Raw genomic sequence first — 18,409 nt, forward strand, 5'->3', positions numbered from 1 at the left:
CGATGAGTCCGCCAGACAGACGATCCTCGGCCGAATTTGATCCATCGGCCTCGCAGTTCGCGGCAGCGGGATTGCCGGAAGCGCCGGCCGACGAGCCGGAGGATCCCGGCGCGCTATCGGGGGCGTCGTCGACGCGGAGCGCCGCCCGTTCCGCCGGTCACCCGGCGGGGGAGGGGCGAACATGGGCGAACAACCCGCTGCCGCCGCGCTCGATGTCCTCTCGGACGGCGTCGCGCGCCGTATCCGAGTCGCCGCGCCGCAGGGCGTCGATGATGCGCCGATGGGGGTGCGGCTCCCAATCGGGGACACCGTCGTCGTAGAGGTGCGAGAGGATCGGGCCGCAGCGCACCCACAGCAGCTCGACGATCTCGTACAGGATCGGCATCCGCCCGAGCCTGCACAGAGACAAGTGGAACTCGGTGTTGAGGTTCACCGCCTGCGCGAAGTCGCGGCTCGCATGACACTGGGAGATCTGCACGTGGATCGCCTCGAGCGCATCGATCTCCCCTGCGGGTGAAGCGATCGCGGCGGCCGCCGCCCGTCCCTCGAGATCCGTGCGGATAGCGCGGATCTCCAGCAACTGATCCAGGGCGAGCCTGGGCACGACGACGCTGCCGCGCGCGTCGAGGGCCAAAGCCTTCTCGGAGACCAATCTGAGCAGGGCCTCGCGCATGGGGGTCGCGCTGATACCGAACCGGGCCGACATCGGGCGCAGACGCAGGCGCGTGTCCGGGCGCAGCTGGCCGCGCATCAGGGCCACGCGCAACTCGCGATAGGCGCGCTCGCTCAGGCTCTCCTTGACGATCGGACGGACCCAGTCCGGCATGATTTCGCCGGTTTGCGGCTCGGACGCCGAAGCGCTTGACATATTCCTCCCCTCGGCCCGATATTTGTTATAACAAATTACAAACTGCGTCGACGGCTCGCGCTGCGACGCAGGCGCCGGGCCCGAGAGGTTCGCCGCGGACAGGGGACGGAAATGCTTGCGTTGCGCAAGTCGACGGCTGCCTTCGGGGCAGACCTCGTGCACGTCGATGCACCGCCCGGCCCCGGCGCGGGCCGCGTGACCATCGCGGTTGCCGCGGCCGGTATCTGCGGCAGCGACCTCCACGCCTTCGAGTGGACGCCGGGCTACGGCTTCATGACCGCCTTCATGCCGGTCACCCTCGGCCACGAGTTTTCCGGCACGGTCCAGGTGGTTGGAGACGGCGTGACGGCGCTCGCTCCCGGAGACCGGGTCACCTGCTGGCCGACGGTGCCGTGCGGTGACTGCGCGGCCTGTTCCGCCGCCCGGCCGCAGCATTGCCAGGGCCGGCGGATCGTCGGTCTGCACGCCGACGGGGCCTTCGCCGAACAGGTCGTGGTTCCGGCCGACAATTGCCGCCGCCTGCCCGACGGGCTGCCGCTGACCGTCGCGGCGCTCGCCGAGCCCCTGGCGGTCGCGGTCAACGCCGTCGACGTGGCCGAGCTGGGGCCCGGCGACCGGGTGGTGGTGCTCGGCCCGGGCCCGATCGGAATCTCCATCGCCTTCGTCGCGCAGCTTCGGGGCGCGGCCGTGCTGCTCGCCGGTCTCGACGACGCCGCCCGCCTGGATCTCGCCCGCCGGATCGGCATCCGCGCGACCGCCGATCTCTGCGGTGGAAGCCTGGAGGCTGCCGTCCGGCACGCCTTCGGCGGGGAGGCCGACCGGGTGATCGAGGCGACGGGATCAGCCCGGTCGGTGGTCGAAGGGCTGGCCGCTCTGCGCTCGGGCGGCGTGCTGGTTGTGGCCGGGATCCATTCCGGATCCCTCGACCTCGACTTGACCGGCTTCGTCCGCAGCAAGAAGCAGCTACGTGCGGCGCACGATACCACGTCGCGGGCCTTCGACGAGGCGATCCGCCTTCTCGCAGTCCATGCCGCGACCCTCGAAGCGCTGATCACGCATCGACGCCCCCTCGCCGAAGCCGGGGCGGCGTTCGAGCTGGCGCGCAGCCGGCAAGCCATGAAGGTGCTGCTTCTTCCCGAAGCAGTCGCAACGCAGGGGGAGGGGTGATGAGCACCGGGATGCGAGCGGTCATCGCCGCAGGGCAGGGCGGCCCCGAAGTCCTCCGGATCGTCGAGCGGCCCCGCCCGGAGCCGGGCCAGGGCCAGGTGCTCGTGCGCGTCGAGGCCGCGGGCGTCAACCGCCCGGACGTGATGCAGCGCGAGGGCCGATACCCTCCGCCACCCGGCGCCTCCGACGTGCTCGGGCTCGAACTCGCCGGCATCGTCGAGGCGCGCGGGCCCGGTGCCGGGCGCTTCCGGCCCGGCGATCGGGTGATGGCGCTGGTGCATAGCGGCGCCTACGCCGAGTGGGCCGTCGTCGACGAGGCGGTCGCGCTGCCCGTGCCCGACGGCCTCCCGGCGGTCGAGGCCGGGGCGATCCCCGAGACCTACTTCACCGTCTGGAGCAACGTGTTCGAGCGCGCCCGGCTGCAGGCCGGCGAGAGCTTGCTGATCCACGGCGGCTCCTCGGGCATCGGCACCACCGCGATCCTGCTGGCGAAGGCCCGCGGCGCCACAGTCCTCGTCACCGCTGGCTCGCCGGAGAAGTGCGCGGCCTGCCTGAGGCTCGGTGCGGATGCGGCGATCGACTATCGGCAGGAGGACTTCGTTGCCGCCGCGAAGGCCGCCACCGACGGAAAGGGTCCCGACGTGATCCTCGACATGGTCGGCGGCCCGTACATCGCCCGCAACCTCGACGCCGTGGCGGTCGACGGGCGCATCGCGCAGATCGCCTTCCAGCAGGGCTCGCGGGTGACCGAGATCGACTTCCAGCCGCTCCTGATGAAGCGGCTGACGCTCACGGGCTCCACGCTGCGGGCCCGGCCGGTCGCCCTGAAGGCGCGCCTCGCCGAGGCCCTCGCCGAGCACGTCCTGCCGCTGCTTGCGGCGGGGCGGGTGCGGCCGCCGATCGACTCCGTGTTCCCGTTCGACCGGGTCGCCGAGGCCCATGCCCGGATGGATGCGGGCCAGCACATCGGGAAGATCGTCCTGACGATGGGCGACGCCGCGCAGGGGAGCCGCTGATGTCCGCGATGTCCGAGCGTGCCAACATGAGCGGCGCCCACGCCCTCGCCGCCGCACTCCACCGGCACGGGGTCCGCGACGTGTTCGGCCAGAGCATCCCCTCGGCCCTGTTCCTGGCCGCGCCGCATCACGGCATCCGCCAGATCGGCTACCGCACCGAGAACGCGGGCGCCGCGATGGCCGATGCGTACGCGCGGATCTCGGGCCGGGTCGCCGTGGTCGCGGCCCAGAACGGTCCCGCCGCGACCCTGCTGGTGCCGGGGCTCGCGGAAGCCCTGAAGGCGTCCATACCGGTCGTGGCGATCGTCCAGGACGTCCACCGCAGCTTCACGGATCGGAACGCCTTCCAGGAACTCGACCACCTCGCCCTGTTCTCCGGCGTCGCCAAGTGGGTCCGACGGGTCGCGGTCGCCGAGCGCATCGACGATTACGTCGACATGGCCTTCGCGGCTGCGGCGTCCGGGCGGCCCGGACCGGCGGTGCTGCTGGTGCCCCTCGACCTCCTCGACGAACGCCCCGATTTCGAGGCCGCCGCCCCGCGCCGTGCGGCCAACCTCGGCACCTACCCCCTCGACCGCACGGTCGCCGACCCGGCCCGGATCGCGCAGGCCGCCGACCTGATCGCCGGGGCGGAGCGCCCGCTGGTCATCGCGGGCGGCGGCGTCCATTCCTCCGGCGCCTATCCGGAACTCGCCGCCCTCCAGGCCCTCGGACTTCCGGTCGCCACCACGGTCATGGGCAAGGGCGCCGTCGCCGAGACCGACCCGCTCTCCGTGGGCGTCGCCGGCTACTTCATGGCGCCCCGGGCGCGTTCGTCCCATCTGCGCGCCCTCGTCACGGAAGCCGACGTCGTCCTCCTGGTCGGAAACCGCACCAACCAGAACGGCACCGACAGCTGGTCGCTCTACCCGGCGGGCGCCCGGTTCATCCATCTCGACGTGGACGGGGGCGAGGTCGGCCGCAACTACGAAGCCCTGCGCCTCGTCGGCGACGCCAAGCTGACGCTGGCGGCCCTCGTCGAGGCCTTGCGGCAGCGGGATCTGTCCGGGCTGGAGGGCCGCCGCGCGGGGCTCGCCGACACCATCGGCCGCGCCCGCGAGGCCCACGTCGCCGACATGGCGCGCCTCGTCGACATGGAGGCCGCGCCGATCCGGCCCGAGCGGATCATGGCCGAGATCGACGCGGCGACGACCCCCGAGACCGTCGTCGTCGCCGACGCGAGCTATGCGTCGATCTGGATCGCCAACTTCCTCACGGCGCGCAAATCCGGCCAGCGCTTCCTCACGCCACGCGGCATCGCGGGCCTCGGCTGGGGCCTGCCCTTCGCCCTGGGCGCGAAGGCGGCGCGACCGGAGGCGCCCGTGATCTGCGTGACCGGCGACGGCGGCTTCGGGCACGTCTGGTCGGAACTGGAGACGGCGCGGCGCATGCGGCTTCCGGTCGTCGTCGTGGTCCTGAACAACCAGATCCTCGGCTACCAGAAGCACGCGGAGCTGAGCCTGTTCGGCGACTTCACCGACGTCTGCGATTTCGAGGCGGTGGACCACGCCGCGATCGCGCGGGCCTGCGGTTGCGCTGGAACACGCGTCGAGCGCCCCGGGGATCTCGCGCCGGCGCTGCGCGAGGCCCTCGCGAGCGGCGCCGTGACGGTGATCGACGTGATCACCGACCAGCGGGCCTACCCGCCGATCACCAGCTTCGAGGGCAAGGACGCGCTCGCTTACTGACGCCGACGACCGGCCCACCGAGAAGGCGCGCGAAGCGCCGGGTCGACACCGAACACGGGAGGATACGATGAGAGTTCTGGCGCGTGCACTCGCCGCCGCCCTCGCGCTGGGCGCCGCAGCCCCGACGACGGCTCGGGCCGCCGACGTGAAGTTCGGCGCGCTGTTCCCGTTCAGCGGGCAGCTTGCGCTCCTGGGCGAGGAGAGCGCCCGGGGCGTCGAGATCGCCGTCGACGAGATCAACGCCGCCGGCGGCGTCCAGGGCCAGAAGGTCGTGCTCGCCCGAGGCGACGCGGTCGACAACAATCAGGCGATCGGCGAGGCGCGCCGCCTCATCTCCCTGGAGCGGGTGGTGGCGATCTTCGGGTCCTATTCGTCCGCCCGCTCGATCGCCGCGAGCCAGGTGGCCGAGCTGTCGGGCCTCCCGTATTTCGAGCTCGGCGCGGTGGCCGAGGAGGTGACCGGGCGCGGCCTGCAGTATCTCTACCGCACCAACCCGACGGCCGAGGACATGGCCAAGCTCGCGGTCGAGATGATCGTCAACAAGGTTGCGGCCGGGCTCGGCAAGAAGCCCGGGGACCTGAAGATCGGCATCATCTACGAGGATTCGAGCTACGGCACCTCGGTGGCGGGCTTCCAGAAGAAATTCGCCGCCCAGGCCAAGCTGAACGTCGTCACCGCGCAGGGCTATCCGGCCGCGACGGTCGACATGTCGTCCCTAGTCCTCGACCTGAAGGGACGCGGCATCGACGTCCTGCTCCAGACCTCCTACCAGAACGATTCCGTCCTGTTCCTCCAACAGGCCAACGAGGCGGGCTTCAAGCCAGGCGCCATCATCGGAGGCGGCGGCGGATACTCAATGCAACCCACCGCCGACGCGGTCGGTCACACGGTCATCGAGGGCGTCCTCGACACCGACTTCACCCAGTACCTCGTCAACACGCAGTACACGCCCGGCCTGGAAAGCTTCGTGGCGGCCTACCAGAAGAAATACGGTGGCGCGCCGCGCTCCGGGCACTCGCTGAACAACTACGTCGGCGCCAAGCTCATCCTGCAGGCCATCGACAAGGCGAAGGGCTTCGAGCCCGACACCATCGTCAAGGCGGCCAAGGGGATTGACGTCAAGGACGGCGTCACCGCGGTCGGCTACGGGTTCAAGTTCGGCAAGAACAACCAGAACGAGCGCGCCGCGATGATGGGTATGCAGTGGCAAGGCGGCAAGCTCGTCACGGTCTATCCCGACAGCGCCGCCGTCGCCCCGATGCAGACGCGCCAGTAGCCGCGCCGCCGCCACGGAGATCGGGGATGGACGTCTTCCTCCAGGTGCTCGCCAATGGAGTGATGCTCGGCGGCCTGTTCGCCATCGTCAGCGTCGGGCTGACCCTGATCTTCGGCATCGTGAAGGTCGTCAACTTCGCCCACGGCGAGTTCCTGATGGTCGGGATGTACCTGACCTACCTCGCCGTGAGCGGACTCGGCCTGCACCCGTTCGCCGCCGTGATCCTCGTCGTCCCGGTCCTGTTCCTGCTGGGCGCCCTGACCCAGCGGTTCCTGATCCAGCCGCTGCTCGCCGCGGGCGACCACCACATCCAGATCTTCGCCACGGTCGGCCTGTCGACGGTGCTGATCAACCTCGCCCTCCTCGTCTTCGGGGCCGACATCGCCAACACCCCGCCGTCGGGCCTGCGCCAACCGCTGCAGATCGGTCCGGTGCGGGTGCTCCTCGGACAGGTGGTGATCCTCGGTACGGCGATCCTGCTGGTGGCGGGGCTGCAGACGTTCCTGGCCCGGACGCGCACGGGGCGGGCGATCCGGGCGGTGGCCCAGAACCGCGCCGCGGCGGAGCTGATGGGCATCGACGTGAACCGGATCTACGCCCTGACCTTCGGCATCGGCGCGGCCTGCGTGGGCGTGGCGGCGGTGCTGATCGCGCCGCTCTACCCGACCTCGCCCAACAGCGGCACCTACTTCGTGCTGATCGCCTTCGTGGTCGTCGTGCTCGGCGGCCTCGGCTCGATCCGCGGCGCCTTCGTCGGAGCGATCCTGATCGGCCTGATCGACAGCGTCACGGGCTTCTACGTCGGGGCCGACATGCGCGAGGTCGCGGTCTTCGGCGTGTTCCTGGCGATCCTGATCCTGAAGCCCTCGGGCTTGTTCGGACGACAGCTCCGGCTGTCCCACGTCTCGCCGTGAGGGGGCCGCGATGACCGATATCCCGCTCACCGCCGCCCCGTCCGCCGGACTGTCCGCGTTCCCCCGCCGGGGCGCGGCGGCGCTGGCCCTCGTTCTCGCGGCCCTGGTGGCCGTGCCGGTCGCGGTCGGCAACCCGTTCATCTACCACGTCTTCATCACGATCTGCGTCTTCGCGGCGCTCTCGACCGCCTGGAACATCGTCGGCGGCTATGCCGGCCAGCTCTCCCTCGGCCACGGCATCTTCTACGGGCTCGGCGCCTATTGCGGGATGCTGCTCGTCGGTGCCGGGATCAGCCCGTGGATCGGCATGGTGGCGGGCGCCGCCCTCGCCATGCTGGTGGCGCTCGCCATCAGCTATCCGTGCTTCCGGCTGCACGGGCCGTTCTTCTCGCTGGCGACCATCGCCTTCCTCGAAGTCTTCCGCGTGCTGGCGCTGCATTTCCGGGATCTGACCGGTGGCGCCACCGGGCTGATGATCCCGCTGAAGTTCGGCTGGGCCTGGATGGTGTTCCGGGACCGCTGGCCGCCCCTGGCCATCGCCTTCGGGCTGCTGCTGCTGACGCTGGCCGTCGCGTGGTGGATGCGGACCCACCGGATCGGGTTCTACCTCGTGGCGACCCGCGAGCGGGAATCGGCCGCCCGCGCCGCGGGCGTGCCGACGGTGGGCACGCGGCTCGTGGCTGTGGCGGTGTCGGGGGCGCTGACCGCCATGGTCGGCACCTTCCACGCCATGTACCTGACCTTCATCGAGCCGGCGGCGGTGTTCTCGCTGACCCTGTCGATCCAGATCGCGATGTTCGCGCTGATCGGCGGCCTGGGCACGGTGTTCGGACCGCTGCTGGGCGCGGTGCTCCTCGTGCCGATCACCGAGCTCGCCCGCGGCTGGCTGGGTGCCAAGGCGCTCGGGCTCCACGGGCTGGTTTACGGCCTCGTGCTGGTGCTGGTCGTGCTGTTCCTGCCCAACGGCCTGATGGGCCTGGTATCCCGCTTCACGCGGGCCGGCGCCGGCACCCGCGGGGTGCAGGCCGGCACGGTCGCCGCAGCGCCGCGCGCGGCGGAGCGGCGGCCGCTCGGCGAGGCCGTCATCCGGGTCGAGGGCCTGCAGAAGCGCTTCGGCGGCCTGCACGTGACCAACGATGTCGGCTTCACGCTGCGCGAGGGCGAGATCCTCGGCCTGATCGGCCCGAACGGGGCCGGCAAGACCACCGTCTTCAACATGATCTCCGGCTTCCTGAAGCCCGATGCCGGATCGGTGAGCGTCCGCGCGCCGGACGGGACGTGGCACAGCCCGGGCCGACCGGCCGATTTCGCCGCGCTCGGCGTCGGCCGGACCTTCCAGATCGTGCAGCCCTTCGCGGCCATGACGGTCGAGGAGAACATCATGGTCGGCGCCTTCTACCGCCACCGCGACGTGCGCGAGGCCCGAGAGGTCGCCCGCGAGACCGCCGAGCGGATGGGCCTCGCGCCCTGGCTCGGGAGCGAGGCCCGCGGCCTCACGATCGGCGGCCTCAAGCGGCTCGAGGTCGCCCGCGTGATGGCCATGCGCCCGCGCGTGCTGCTCCTCGACGAGGTGATGGCCGGCATCAACCAGACCGACGTGCGCCGCGCCATCGACCTCATGCTGTCGATCCGCGATACCGGCGTCAGCATCATCGCCATCGAGCACGTCATGCAGGCGGTGATGGCGCTCTCCGACCGGGTGATCGTCCTGAGTTCCGGGCAGATCATCGCCCAGGGCAGCCCGCAGGACGTCGTGCGCGATGCCGCCGTGATCGAGGCGTATCTCGGCAAGGAGTTCGTCCATGCTCACGCTTGAGCGCGTGGATGCCGGCTACGGCGCGACCAGCATCCTGCACGCCGTGTCGCTGGACGTGCGCGCCGGCGAGGTTGTGACCATCGTCGGCGCCAACGGCGCCGGCAAGACGACGACGCTGCGGACCATCGCCGGCCTGGTGAAGCCGACCCGCGGCCGGATCCTGTTCGAGGACGAGGACGTCACCCGTCTCTCGGGCCACGAGATGGTGGAGCGGGGCGTCACCCTGATCCCTGAGGGGCGTCAGCTCTTCCCCGAGATGACGGTGCGGGAGAACCTGCTGATGGGCGCCTACCGCCGCGCGGCGCGGGGGCGCCAGGCGGAGACGCTCGCGGAGGTGCTCGACCTGTTCCCGCGGGTGCGCGAGCGGCTCGACCAGAATGCCGGGTCCCTGTCGGGGGGCGAGCAGCAGATGGTGGCCATCGCCCGCGGGATGATGGCGCGTCCCAAGCTCCTGATGTTCGACGAGCCCTCGCTCGGCCTCGCGCCGATCGTGGTGGCGCAGGTCTTCGCGGTCGTCGACCGGATCGTGAAGACCGGCGCCACCGTGCTGATCGTCGAGCAGAACGTGTTCCACACGCTCCAGGTCGCCGACCGGGGCTACGTGTTGGAGAACGGTGAGGTCGTGCTGGCCGACGCGTCCGCGGCCCTGCTCGACAACGACCATGTCCGTCGCGCCTATCTGGGGATCTGAGATGATCGAGCGGGAGACGAATCCGGATCCGATCGCGCGCCGACCGAGCCATGCCGGCCGCCGCGTCCTCGTCACGGGCGCCGGGCGCGGGATCGGCCGGGCGATCGCGGAGGGCTTCGGCGCGCGCGGCGCCCTGGTCGGCGTCGCCGACGTGAACCCGGAGGACGTGGCCGCGACGGTCGGGGCCATCGAGGCCGCCGGCGGACGAGCCCTGGCGATGCAGCTCGACGTCGCCGATTATCCGGCCGTCGCGGCGGCCCTGTCGGCGGCCGCCGCCGCCCTCGACGGCCCGTTCGACACGGTGGTCAACAATGCCGGCATCTCGCCCAAGCACGACGGCGCGGCCCACCGCGTCTGGGAGATGGATCCGGCGGAATGGAACCGCGTCGTCGCGGTCAACCTGACGGGGGCGTTCAACACCGTCCGGGCGCTGACGCCGGCCATGCGCGCGGCCGGGCGCGGCTGGATCGTCAACCTGTCCTCGGTGGCGGGCAAGACCTACTCGCCGATCGTCGCCTGCCACTACGCGGCCTCGAAGGCCGGGCTGATCGGCTTCACCAAGCACCTCGCGGCCGAGCTCGGCCCGTTCGGCATCCGCGTCAACGCGATCGCGCCGGGCCGGATCGAGACCCCGATGGTCCGGGCAGTGGGCCGCGCGGTCAACGACGAACAGGCCCGCCTGACGCCGATGGGCCGCCTCGGCGCCCCCGAGGAAGTCGCGGATCTCGCCCTCTACCTGACCTCCGCCGAGGCCAGCTTCGTCACCGGGCAGACCGTCGACGTGGCCGGCGGCCTGTACATGACGTGAGCCGGGACGGCGGATGGACGGGAGGACGGCCATGGACGGGACGATCAGCGCCGCCGGGATCACCGGGCGCACCCGGGTCTACGGGATCCTGGCGGATCCGATCTACCACGTGAAGGCGCCCGCGGTGATGGGGGCGCTCTTCGCCCGCCACGGGGTGGACGGCGTGCTGGTCCCGCTGCACGTGACCGCGGACGGGCTGGCCGCCGTGATGGACGGGCTGCGGCACCTGCGCAATTTCGGCGGCTTCATCGCCACGGTCCCGCACAAGACGACGATGACCGGCCTGTGCGATGCGCTCACCCGCGAGGCCGAGCAGATCGGGGCCGTGAACTGCGTCCGGCGCGAGGCGGACGGCCGGATGATCGGCACGATGCTGGACGGAATCGGCTTCGTCGAGGCCCTGCGCGCCTCGGGCCTGGAGCCCCGCGGCCGTAATGCGGCGCTCGCGGGGGCGGGCGGCGCCGCGAGCGCCATCGCCTTCGCCCTGGCCGAGGCGGGCGTCGCGCGCCTGACGATCTTGAACCGCACCGCCGGCCGCGCGCAGGCGCTGGTGGACCGCCTGCGCGCGGCCTACCCGACACTCGTCGTCGCGGCGGAAGGCGCTCAGCCGGACCATGATCTTCTCGTCAACGGCACCTCGCTCGGAATGCGTCCGCAGGACGCTGCCCCGTTCGATCTCGCCGCCCTTCACGACGGACAGTTCGTCGCCGAGGCGATCATGGAGCCGGAGATGACGCCGCTGCTCGCCGCCGCGCTGGCCGCAGGCTGCCGCATCCAGAAGGGCCTGCCGATGCTGGAACGGCAGATCGCCCTGATGGCCCGTCACATGGGCGCACTCTGAGGCCGGATCTTGAAACGGATCGACACCGACGCCGTCGAGGCGGGCGACTTCGACTACGTGATCGTGGGCGGCGGCACCGCGGGCTGCGTCCTGGCCAACCGGCTGACCGAGACCGGGACGCAGCGGGTGCTCCTCCTCGAGGCTGGGGGGCGCGCGCGCAGTCCCTGGGTCTCGATCCCGGCCGGGTTCAGCCGCCTGCTCCAGCACCCGGCCTACAACTGGCGCTTCCAGACCGAACCCGAGGAGGCGACCGGCGGCCGGGTGATCGCGGTTCCACGGGGCCGGGGTCTCGGCGGCTCGACGCTGATCAACGGCATGATCTACGTGCGCGGCCAGCCGCAGGATTACGATTCCTGGGCGCAGGCCGGGTGTCGCGGGTGGGGCTCCGCGGACGTGCTGCCTTACTTCTGCAAGCTGGAGGATTTCGATGGCGCCCCCGATCCGCTGCGGGCGCGCGGCGGACCGCTGCCGCTCACCGAGGTGGCCGAGCGTCCGGCCATCGCCGAGGCCTTCATCGCCTCCGCGCAGGCTGCAGGGTATCCGCGCAATCCCGACTACAACGCGGCGAGCCAGGACGGCTTCGGCTATTACCAGGTCAACCAGAGAGGCGGTCGACGGATCAGCGCTGCCGACGCCTACCTGAGGCCGGCGCTAGGGCGCGCGAACCTCGCGGTCGTGACGGACGCGCAGGTCCTGCGGCTGACCTTCCATCAGGACCGAGCGAACGGCGTCGCCGCGCTGGTCGCCGGGCGCGAGCGGATTTTCCGCTGCCGCGGCGAGGTGATCCTCGCCGCAGGCGCCGCCCAGACCCCGCAGATCCTCGAATTGTCCGGCCTCGGCGATCCGGTGATCCTCGCCGGGCTCGGCGTCCCGGTGCAGCACGCGCTCCCCGGGGTCGGCGCCAACTACATGGACCATTACTGCACGCGCATGAACTGGCGCGTGCGCCTGCCGGTGACGCTTAACGAGCAGACCCGCGGACTCCGCCTCGGTCTGGCGGCGGCGCGCTACCTCGCCACCCGGCAGGGGATCCTGTCGCTCGGAACCGGCCTCGCCCACGGCTTCGTGCGGACGCGACCGGGGCTCGATGGACCCGACGTGCAGTACTTCTTCATGCATGCGAGCTACGCCAACGCGGCCGAGCGCAAGCTCGATCGCCTGCCCGGCATGACGATCGGCGTCACGCAACTGCGCCCGGAATCGCGCGGCACGATCCACGCCGCCTCGCCCGATCCGCTGAAGCCCCCGGCGATCCGACCGAACTTCCTCGCCACCGAGGAGGACCGCCGCGCGATGGTCGAGGGGATGAAGATCGCCCGGTCCATCGTCGCCCAGGCGCCGATGGACCGGTTCCGCGGCCCCGAGCTCAACCCCGGCCCGGATTGCCGGACGGACGCGGACTGGCTCGCTTTCGCCCGTCGCGACGGCCAGACGATCTATCATATCTGCGGAACCTGCCGCATGGGTGGCGATCCCGGGTCGGTCACGGATCCGAACCTGCGCGTGCGCGGCGTGACGGGCCTGCGCGTGGCGGACGCCTCGATCATGCCGCGCATCGTCTCCGGCAACACGCAGGCGGCGGTGTTCATGATCGCCGAGAAGGCGGCCGACCTGATCCGCGCCGACGCATAACGCGTGCCGTCCATCGGGATTTATCCGGGAGCAGCGGCGCGGGGCTGCGGCCGGGCTCCCGCACCGATAGACCTGCGGGACGGGCAAAGCTGTCGGTCGGCCACGCAGCTTTTATGCCGGCCGGCCGCTGCTCAGATGCCGACGCTCGCCGCACCGGCATCGGCGGCCTGTCGGACGGTCGCTCCCCCTCGCAGAGCCATCGCTATGGCGGTCGACATGGTGTCGACGGCGAGGGCCCGATCCTGCCCATAATCGTACGAGCTGTTACTCTTGGAGCTCAGCCTTGCGTAGTAGCTGTCGGGAAACTCCCTATCGACGCGCGTCTTGAGCATCGTCGTCGCAGCTCTGTAATCGTCGTCGAAGTTCCGGCCACGCGCCCTGGCCGTGTCGTCGAATGTCCCGGCTCCCTTTTCGCGGGCTGCAGCGTCGGCTCGGCGCTCCTGCGCGCTGCCGAGAAAGAACTGCATGGTCTTGGAGATCAGCCAGCTGAGGGACGGCATCGATATCTCCCGATCAGGTAGCGAGGAATGCGACTGACCAGCCCTCGTAGCACGCTTTGCCCGTTGGCGGGCTGGACGGCGCTGCCATGACACATGCCGGGCGCGCCGCGTCGCCGCGGATCGGTATCCAGGTCAATCCGCCTGGCCGGTGACGGCTCGCCGACGGTGTGCCGCCCTGTGCCGCGTCCGCGTCCGGTGATGCCGGTGCTCCGCTCGCGGCTTCGATGCGATCACCGGCGCCGGTGCGACCGGCGGTGCCGCTACCGGAGGACCGTCATGATCCGCGATGACGCGACGGGCCTCCTCGACGGACATGCCACAGGTCGAGATCCCCTGGAGGGTCCCCAATGCCCGATTGTATGCGGGGAGATCGGGGCACCCGGCGATGCCGAAGCTCCATGCGGTCGCAGGGGCCGCGATCATCATCGACAGGGCAAGCGTGGCCGCAGACGTCTTTGACATCGCCGATGATCCCTCGTTCGCCAATTGCCTCACCTGCTGTCGCGCGGAACCGATGGCCAGCGACATCAGACCGATGGCCGCAACCATGTCGATTTCGGCGATGCCGAGCAGAACGCGACAGGCGGAGCGATCATGGTGCTTGCCGAAACATCAGTATTTGCCCTAAAATAATCCAATAGGATGGAGCGTCCGTCGCTCAGTGATTTCGCTACCCGATTGATTGCTAGCGGAATGCTGGCATCCTGAAGTGCGGTCTTGTCCAATGCGCTGCAATCCCCTGCAAAGGCGCGGCGATCGAATGGGCTGAGGCTCACCGCACCGGCGCGGCGGGCGTCTTCAGCAGATACTACAGCTCCGATGCGATCGTAGTCACGAAAGGCGTCCCTCGATCGGGTGCCGGCAGCCAAGAGTGCTCCTCAGGTCTGAAGTCCAGGGCTGTGAGGATCATGAAGCGATGGGAAGGACAGTCTACTCGGCGTGTCAGCGCTGGGCGGGGACCGGTTTCCTAGAGAGCGGCACGAAGGTGAAGCTCGCTGGAAATGGGCTGAACGTGTTGCAGAGGCGCAGCGACGGTCGGCGCAGGATCCTTCACACGTGGAACCGAGCAGCGCTGGTCGAAGCCCGCCCGCGGCCCTGTCGACATCGACGCGCAAGGCCTATCACGGAGGGATGCCGACGAGTCCGGGAATTCGATCCTGCTCCTCCGTCGAACGCCGCGGAAGTCCATATGCGCGATGCAGGCGGCCTGTCAGATTCTCGCTTGGAACGATGTGCAGTTCCGGGGCATCAGTGTAGTCAGCTTAAGTACGAGACATCGCAATTCACACGTACGGATTCTGACTCGAGCGAGCGCGCATAGCAATGATCAAGATAATCGCGATGCCGATCTTATCGATCACGATCTGTTGCGGTCCAGCGCTCGCCGAGCCGCGCAACAAAGAGAAGAAGGTTGCGGTCGTTACGAATTTCTCTGAGAATGACGCGGTAGCGCAGGATCTCGTGAAGAGTTTTGCGAACGCTCTCGATCGAGCTGCAAGCAACGATGTGGCGATAAAGTATGAGTATTATTGGTCCGGCGGTAATACTGAAACCGCTAAGATCTATGCCAAAAAGGTCGCCGCGAGCAGTCCGGACGCGATTTTTGCTGCCACCACACCGGTGGTCAGCGCCCTGCTCAATGAAACCAAGACCATACCGATCGTGTTCGCGACTGTCGCGGATCCGATTGGAAGCGGCTTCGTGGAGAATTTGGCCGCTCCCGGGAAGAACGTGACCGGATTCATAAATTCCGAGGGCAGCATCGCGGGTAAATGGGTTCAGTACCTCAAGGAACTTTTGCCGGACTTGCCGTGCATTTCGATGATGTACAACACTCGGACTGCGCCATACTACAAGTACTACGTGGGCCCCTTTGAGGACGCTGCAAAGTCAGTGAGCATTGAGCCGATTTTGTCGAATGTTTCCACCGAGCAGGAAATCGAAGGCACGATCCGTGATTTATCCGACCGGAAATGCGGCTTGGTGTTGATGAACGACAGTTTCAATTTCGTGCACCGCCAACGCATCAGCACGGTGTCGGAGCAATACCGTGTGCCGGTGGTCGCCTACAACAAAGCTACGGCGCTGAACGAAGCGCTCATCGCTTACGGCCCGGAGGAAGTGGATGCCTATAGGAAAGCCGCCGGATACGTGAAGAAAATCATCGACGGCGCGCAGGTGGGCAAGCTTCCGGTCCAGCTCAATACGCGATTTTATTTGTCGGTGAATCTTCAGAAAGCGAAGCGACTCGGGATAGAAATTCCGGCCTCATTCCTGTCCCGCGTCGATGATGAGGTTGAGTAAGGCATGGCACTTCCCGTCGTGTCGTCAGGTGCGTCGGGCCATTCGTGCTGAATCCGGCTCTTGGGAGGGCCGACGTTGCGACGGGAGCGTGTACCTGGCCGCATAGGGCGCTGCAGCCGAGCGGACCCGCCCATCGATCCCATATGGCGACCGCATCGAGATGCGCCCGCAAGAGCGGGTCGGCGTCCCGTTCGATGTCAAAATCCAGGATGGCAGCCGGGCTACGAACCGGTCTCCATCGTTGGAGGTACCCGGCCGTCTCGACGGCGATCAGCCCGCCCGCCCTCGGGGAGCGGGAGGCGCCGCTCGCCGAGATGACTGGTGAGCCACCGCGGAGCGACCGGGAGCCCGACGTGGTCCTCTGGGACCGAGCCGAGGCCCGCATGGGCGCAGCAGGGCGTACCGGATCGTCGCGCGAAGAACCGCCAGGCGGGGGAGGGAACTGTCGGCGAGCCTCGCTTGTCTGTATCACCGTACTGAATCGGACGGGTAGGATCAGCTCATTTGCCCCGCATTATCTCGATCTTTTCGGCAGCAGGAGCAGCCGCGCTGATGCTCGGCGAGCCCGCTTCCGCGGGATCCGACATCGCGATTGCAACGATTGCAACAGGTCGGCTCTACGTCCTCGGGACGACCGAGCGGCCGCGCACGCCCGTGATCCTCGACGGTCAGTTCCGCACGGAATCCGACGAGAGGGGAGGCTTCCAGTACGAGCTGATCTACCATCCGGCGCCCTGCATCGTCTCCGCGACGATCGAGGGCAAAGCCTACAAGGCCGTCGTCAGCAATTGCGGCCAGCAGGGCTCGCCTGGGCCATCGCGGGGCGCCGGGGAGGCGGTGGCCGTGCCGGCGCCGGGTGCCAAGCCCGCAGCCCCCGTCGCCTCAGGACGAACCAGCCCGACCGCGTCTGTCGAGCCACCAAATCCGGCCCCCACCTCCGAAGCCGCGGGACCGGCGGCATCCCCGGCCCCGACGCCGGCCGCGCCGATCCCCGACACGACGTCCGCTGTGAACGGAACGGCTCATCTCCCGCGTGCGCAGCCGAAGAATACCAACCCGATCGCCAATCCGCCGCTGCCCCCGGCTCGGCCCAGTTTCCAGACGGAAGTTCGGGCCCACGTGCCTCGGCCCGCGAAGGTGCTGCAGCGGCCGAAGAATGACGCCCAACCGGAGCCGGACGATCCTGCGGCCCCGCTCGAAGAGTAACGGCACCGACGTTCCGGGACTCCGCGAAGCGCCGCCGAGACCGGCGCGCCGGTTCCCGGTCCCCCGGCACGGCGTGCCCTTGCCCGTTCTGAGGCACCGTCTCGGACGATGAGTCGACGTGAAGGGGGACGCTTCCCTCGACGGGCCGTCGGAGGCCGTGACGCCTTGCCGACGCACGATCGCCGCCCCCACTCGCCTCGGCGATGAGGCGCGTGGTGGGCTGCGCACACCGCATCGTCGCGGGCCTGGCACCGGCCGAACTCGCCCCAGCCGCAACTTGAAATCCGGCAGAGTGCCACCTGCAATGTGATCGATATCGTCACCTGCCTCCGCACAGATCTGTCCGATATTAATCCGTATCAATTGACGCTGGTAGGCCAGTACTGTATTTGCCCAAGAGATATTATTGATAAGCGCAGGCCCGGAGTGCATCCGATGGCAACGCCTTCCTGCAATAGGGCCCGATACGCGCAGATCGCGCTCGCGCTGGTGCTGACGTCTGCGGTTCCCTTTCAGGCGTCAGCGCAGCGCTTCGGCGATGGCCATCCCACCGATCGTGCCACACGCGACACCGGGCCGGACTCGGATTCGGCGCCGCGCAAAGCGCCCGATCTGTCGATCATCACGCACGACGTTGTTGGACGGCTGGGTGCCGCCGTCCCCCTGGAGATCAAGCTCGTCCGCGCACCAGAGGTCGATATCGAAGCGCTTACGTTGCTTGGTCTACCTCCGGGCGCGTCAGTGAGCGACGCGACTCACACGTTTTCGCCGTCGAGCGACAACGCGGATGTCGACATCGGCACCTGGGATCTCTCGAAGCTTGAGATTTCACAGAGTGACGAGCGCAACAGCAGCTTCCCGCTGGCGGTCGCGGCGTTCTGGATGCCGGAGACCGGAGGCCGGTACGAGGTCACGTCGCGTCGCCTGAACGTCCGGTTCATGCGAGGCCCTGCAGACCATCCTGCGGCTTCCGGTGGCGAACCCGGCAGCCGCGAACCGTCTGCCGTCCCGGCCCGCGAGGCAGTCCCGTCCATTCAACCCGCCCTCAGCGTCGCGGATCGGCACGCCCCAAGCTCCGATGTCATCGTGCCGGAGGTGAATGTCGCACCTCTCGGAAACGCCGCAGTGATCACTTCTCGTGCCGTCTCGGCCGTCGCGGATGAGACGCTCGCGACCAAGGCTCAGGCTGCTGTCCTCCCAAGACCCGCGGGGTCTCCGCAGCCGAAGCCGCAGATCGATCCCCTCGTCGAACGCGCGCGGGGCCTGATCCGGCTCGGCGATATCAGCGGCGCCCGCCGCCTGCTGGAGCGCGCGCAGGCGCGCAACGCCCCGAACGCCACCTTCCTTCTGGCGCAGACCTGGGATCCGGCGATGCTGAAAAGCTGGAACGTGCGCGGCCTGCGAGCAGATCCGGACCTCGCCAGGAATCTCTACGCCAAGGCGGCCGGGCAGGACCGGGCGGATGAACGGCTGATCGCCGCCACGAGCCGCTGAGACCGCCCCCGGATGACAGCTGGATGATCGTTGAGGAACGCGCACATGCCGAGGCTCACTGGGTTCGCCGTCTTTCTCGGCCTCGCCGTCCTCGCGATGTCCCCGGGCGCGAGGGCTCGGGAGGCGACGGCGCCGGAGGGGGAGCCTCT

General features: G+C 69.2%; 16 protein-coding genes. 13 read left to right on the top strand and 3 right to left on the bottom strand.

Annotated elements, in window-relative coordinates; all coding sequences use genetic code 11:
* Positions 1-157: 157 nt before the first annotated feature.
* The gene (locus MFF58_RS16905) at positions 158-868 is read right to left on the bottom strand and encodes a GntR family transcriptional regulator (protein ID WP_373323350.1); all 711 of its coding nucleotides are present in this window, start codon (positions 866-868) and stop codon (positions 158-160) included.
* A 111-nt stretch (positions 869-979) separates the two neighbouring features.
* Between MFF58_RS16905 and MFF58_RS16910 the strand changes: the two genes are divergently transcribed.
* From MFF58_RS16910 to MFF58_RS16955, 10 genes are all read left to right on the top strand, one after another.
* A complete protein-coding gene (locus tag MFF58_RS16910) occupies positions 980-2,035 on the top strand; it encodes a zinc-dependent alcohol dehydrogenase (RefSeq protein WP_238289918.1) in 1,056 nt (351 codons plus the stop codon).
* Positions 2,035-3,051 (top strand): NAD(P)H-quinone oxidoreductase, encoded by a 1,017-nt coding sequence (locus MFF58_RS16915; protein ID WP_238289919.1) that lies wholly within the window; start codon positions 2,035-2,037, stop codon positions 3,049-3,051. Before MFF58_RS16910 ends, MFF58_RS16915 begins: the two co-directional genes overlap by 1 nt.
* Positions 3,051-4,778, top strand: coding sequence for an acetolactate synthase catalytic subunit (locus MFF58_RS16920; protein WP_238289920.1), 1,728 nt, complete (start codon positions 3,051-3,053; stop codon positions 4,776-4,778). Before MFF58_RS16915 ends, MFF58_RS16920 begins: the two co-directional genes overlap by 1 nt.
* Before the next feature lie 67 nt (positions 4,779-4,845).
* A complete protein-coding gene (locus tag MFF58_RS16925) occupies positions 4,846-6,054 on the top strand; it encodes an ABC transporter substrate-binding protein (RefSeq protein WP_238289921.1) in 1,209 nt (402 codons plus the stop codon).
* Positions 6,055-6,080: 26 nt separating this feature from the next.
* Positions 6,081-6,968: a branched-chain amino acid ABC transporter permease gene (locus MFF58_RS16930; RefSeq protein ID WP_238289922.1), complete on the top strand. Its 888-nt coding sequence runs from the start codon at positions 6,081-6,083 to the stop codon at positions 6,966-6,968.
* 10 nt (positions 6,969-6,978) lie between these two features.
* Positions 6,979-8,784, top strand: a complete 1,806-nt coding sequence (locus MFF58_RS16935) for a branched-chain amino acid ABC transporter ATP-binding protein/permease (RefSeq protein WP_238289923.1) — start codon at positions 6,979-6,981, stop codon at positions 8,782-8,784.
* Positions 8,771-9,475, top strand: coding sequence for an ABC transporter ATP-binding protein (locus tag MFF58_RS16940; protein ID WP_238289925.1), 705 nt, complete (start codon positions 8,771-8,773; stop codon positions 9,473-9,475). Before MFF58_RS16935 ends, MFF58_RS16940 begins: the two co-directional genes overlap by 14 nt.
* A gap of 1 nt (position 9,476) precedes the next feature.
* A complete protein-coding gene (gene fabG / locus MFF58_RS16945; RefSeq protein WP_238289926.1) occupies positions 9,477-10,283 on the top strand; it encodes a 3-oxoacyl-ACP reductase FabG in 807 nt (268 codons plus the stop codon).
* A 31-nt stretch (positions 10,284-10,314) separates the two neighbouring features.
* On the top strand, positions 10,315-11,124 hold the full coding sequence (locus tag MFF58_RS16950) for a shikimate dehydrogenase family protein (protein ID WP_238289928.1): 810 nt from the start codon (positions 10,315-10,317) through the stop codon (positions 11,122-11,124).
* Positions 11,125-11,142: 18 nt separating this feature from the next.
* Entirely contained in the window at positions 11,143-12,756 is a 1,614-nt protein-coding gene (locus tag MFF58_RS16955) for a GMC family oxidoreductase (RefSeq protein ID WP_435404734.1), read from the top strand.
* A gap of 131 nt (positions 12,757-12,887) precedes the next feature.
* Here the strand turns inward: MFF58_RS16955 and MFF58_RS16960 are convergent, their stop codons facing one another.
* Positions 12,888-13,256 carry a hypothetical protein gene (locus MFF58_RS16960; protein ID WP_238289931.1) on the bottom strand — a complete coding sequence of 123 codons (369 nt, stop codon included), beginning with the start codon at positions 13,254-13,256 and terminating at the stop codon, positions 12,888-12,890.
* A 527-nt stretch (positions 13,257-13,783) separates the two neighbouring features.
* Positions 13,784-14,125, bottom strand: coding sequence for a hypothetical protein (locus MFF58_RS16965; protein ID WP_238289933.1), 342 nt, complete (start codon positions 14,123-14,125; stop codon positions 13,784-13,786).
* 454 nt (positions 14,126-14,579) lie between these two features.
* On the opposite strand from MFF58_RS16965, the gene MFF58_RS16970 reads away from it, so the two are divergent.
* The 3 genes from MFF58_RS16970 to MFF58_RS16980 all read left to right on the top strand — a co-directional run bounded on the left by MFF58_RS16970 (position 14,580) and on the right by MFF58_RS16980 (position 18,260).
* Positions 14,580-15,560 (top strand): ABC transporter substrate-binding protein, encoded by a 981-nt coding sequence (locus tag MFF58_RS16970; protein ID WP_238289934.1) that lies wholly within the window; start codon positions 14,580-14,582, stop codon positions 15,558-15,560.
* A gap of 552 nt (positions 15,561-16,112) precedes the next feature.
* Positions 16,113-16,766: a hypothetical protein gene (locus tag MFF58_RS16975; RefSeq protein ID WP_238289935.1), complete on the top strand. Its 654-nt coding sequence runs from the start codon at positions 16,113-16,115 to the stop codon at positions 16,764-16,766.
* Between the two features lie 306 nt (positions 16,767-17,072).
* Positions 17,073-18,260 carry a hypothetical protein gene (locus MFF58_RS16980; RefSeq protein ID WP_238289936.1) on the top strand — a complete coding sequence of 396 codons (1,188 nt, stop codon included), beginning with the start codon at positions 17,073-17,075 and terminating at the stop codon, positions 18,258-18,260.
* The last annotated feature ends 149 nt before the right edge of the window (positions 18,261-18,409 follow it).

It is taken from the genome of Methylobacterium longum (genome assembly GCF_022179385.1).
Classification (GTDB): domain Bacteria; phylum Pseudomonadota; class Alphaproteobacteria; order Rhizobiales; family Beijerinckiaceae; genus Methylobacterium; species Methylobacterium longum.

What these genes read in the sequence shown, in the direction of transcription:
- MFF58_RS16905 (WP_373323350.1), bottom strand. Translation starts at nt 868, where the DNA reads ATGTCAAGCGCTTCGGCGTCCGAGCCGCAAACCGGCGAAATCATGCCG.
- MFF58_RS16910 (WP_238289918.1), top strand. Translation starts at nt 980, where the DNA reads ATGCTTGCGTTGCGCAAGTCGACGGCTGCCTTCGGGGCAGACCTCGTG.
- MFF58_RS16915 (WP_238289919.1), top strand. Translation starts at nt 2,035, where the DNA reads ATGAGCACCGGGATGCGAGCGGTCATCGCCGCAGGGCAGGGCGGCCCC.
- MFF58_RS16920 (WP_238289920.1), top strand. Translation starts at nt 3,051, where the DNA reads ATGTCCGCGATGTCCGAGCGTGCCAACATGAGCGGCGCCCACGCCCTC.
- MFF58_RS16925 (WP_238289921.1), top strand. Translation starts at nt 4,846, where the DNA reads ATGAGAGTTCTGGCGCGTGCACTCGCCGCCGCCCTCGCGCTGGGCGCC.
- MFF58_RS16930 (WP_238289922.1), top strand. Translation starts at nt 6,081, where the DNA reads ATGGACGTCTTCCTCCAGGTGCTCGCCAATGGAGTGATGCTCGGCGGC.
- MFF58_RS16935 (WP_238289923.1), top strand. Translation starts at nt 6,979, where the DNA reads ATGACCGATATCCCGCTCACCGCCGCCCCGTCCGCCGGACTGTCCGCG.
- MFF58_RS16940 (WP_238289925.1), top strand. Translation starts at nt 8,771, where the DNA reads ATGCTCACGCTTGAGCGCGTGGATGCCGGCTACGGCGCGACCAGCATC.
- fabG (WP_238289926.1), top strand. Translation starts at nt 9,477, where the DNA reads ATGATCGAGCGGGAGACGAATCCGGATCCGATCGCGCGCCGACCGAGC.
- MFF58_RS16950 (WP_238289928.1), top strand. Translation starts at nt 10,315, where the DNA reads ATGGACGGGACGATCAGCGCCGCCGGGATCACCGGGCGCACCCGGGTC.
- MFF58_RS16960 (WP_238289931.1), bottom strand. Translation starts at nt 13,256, where the DNA reads ATGCCGTCCCTCAGCTGGCTGATCTCCAAGACCATGCAGTTCTTTCTC.
- MFF58_RS16970 (WP_238289934.1), top strand. Translation starts at nt 14,580, where the DNA reads ATGATCAAGATAATCGCGATGCCGATCTTATCGATCACGATCTGTTGC.
- MFF58_RS16975 (WP_238289935.1), top strand. Translation starts at nt 16,113, where the DNA reads ATGCTCGGCGAGCCCGCTTCCGCGGGATCCGACATCGCGATTGCAACG.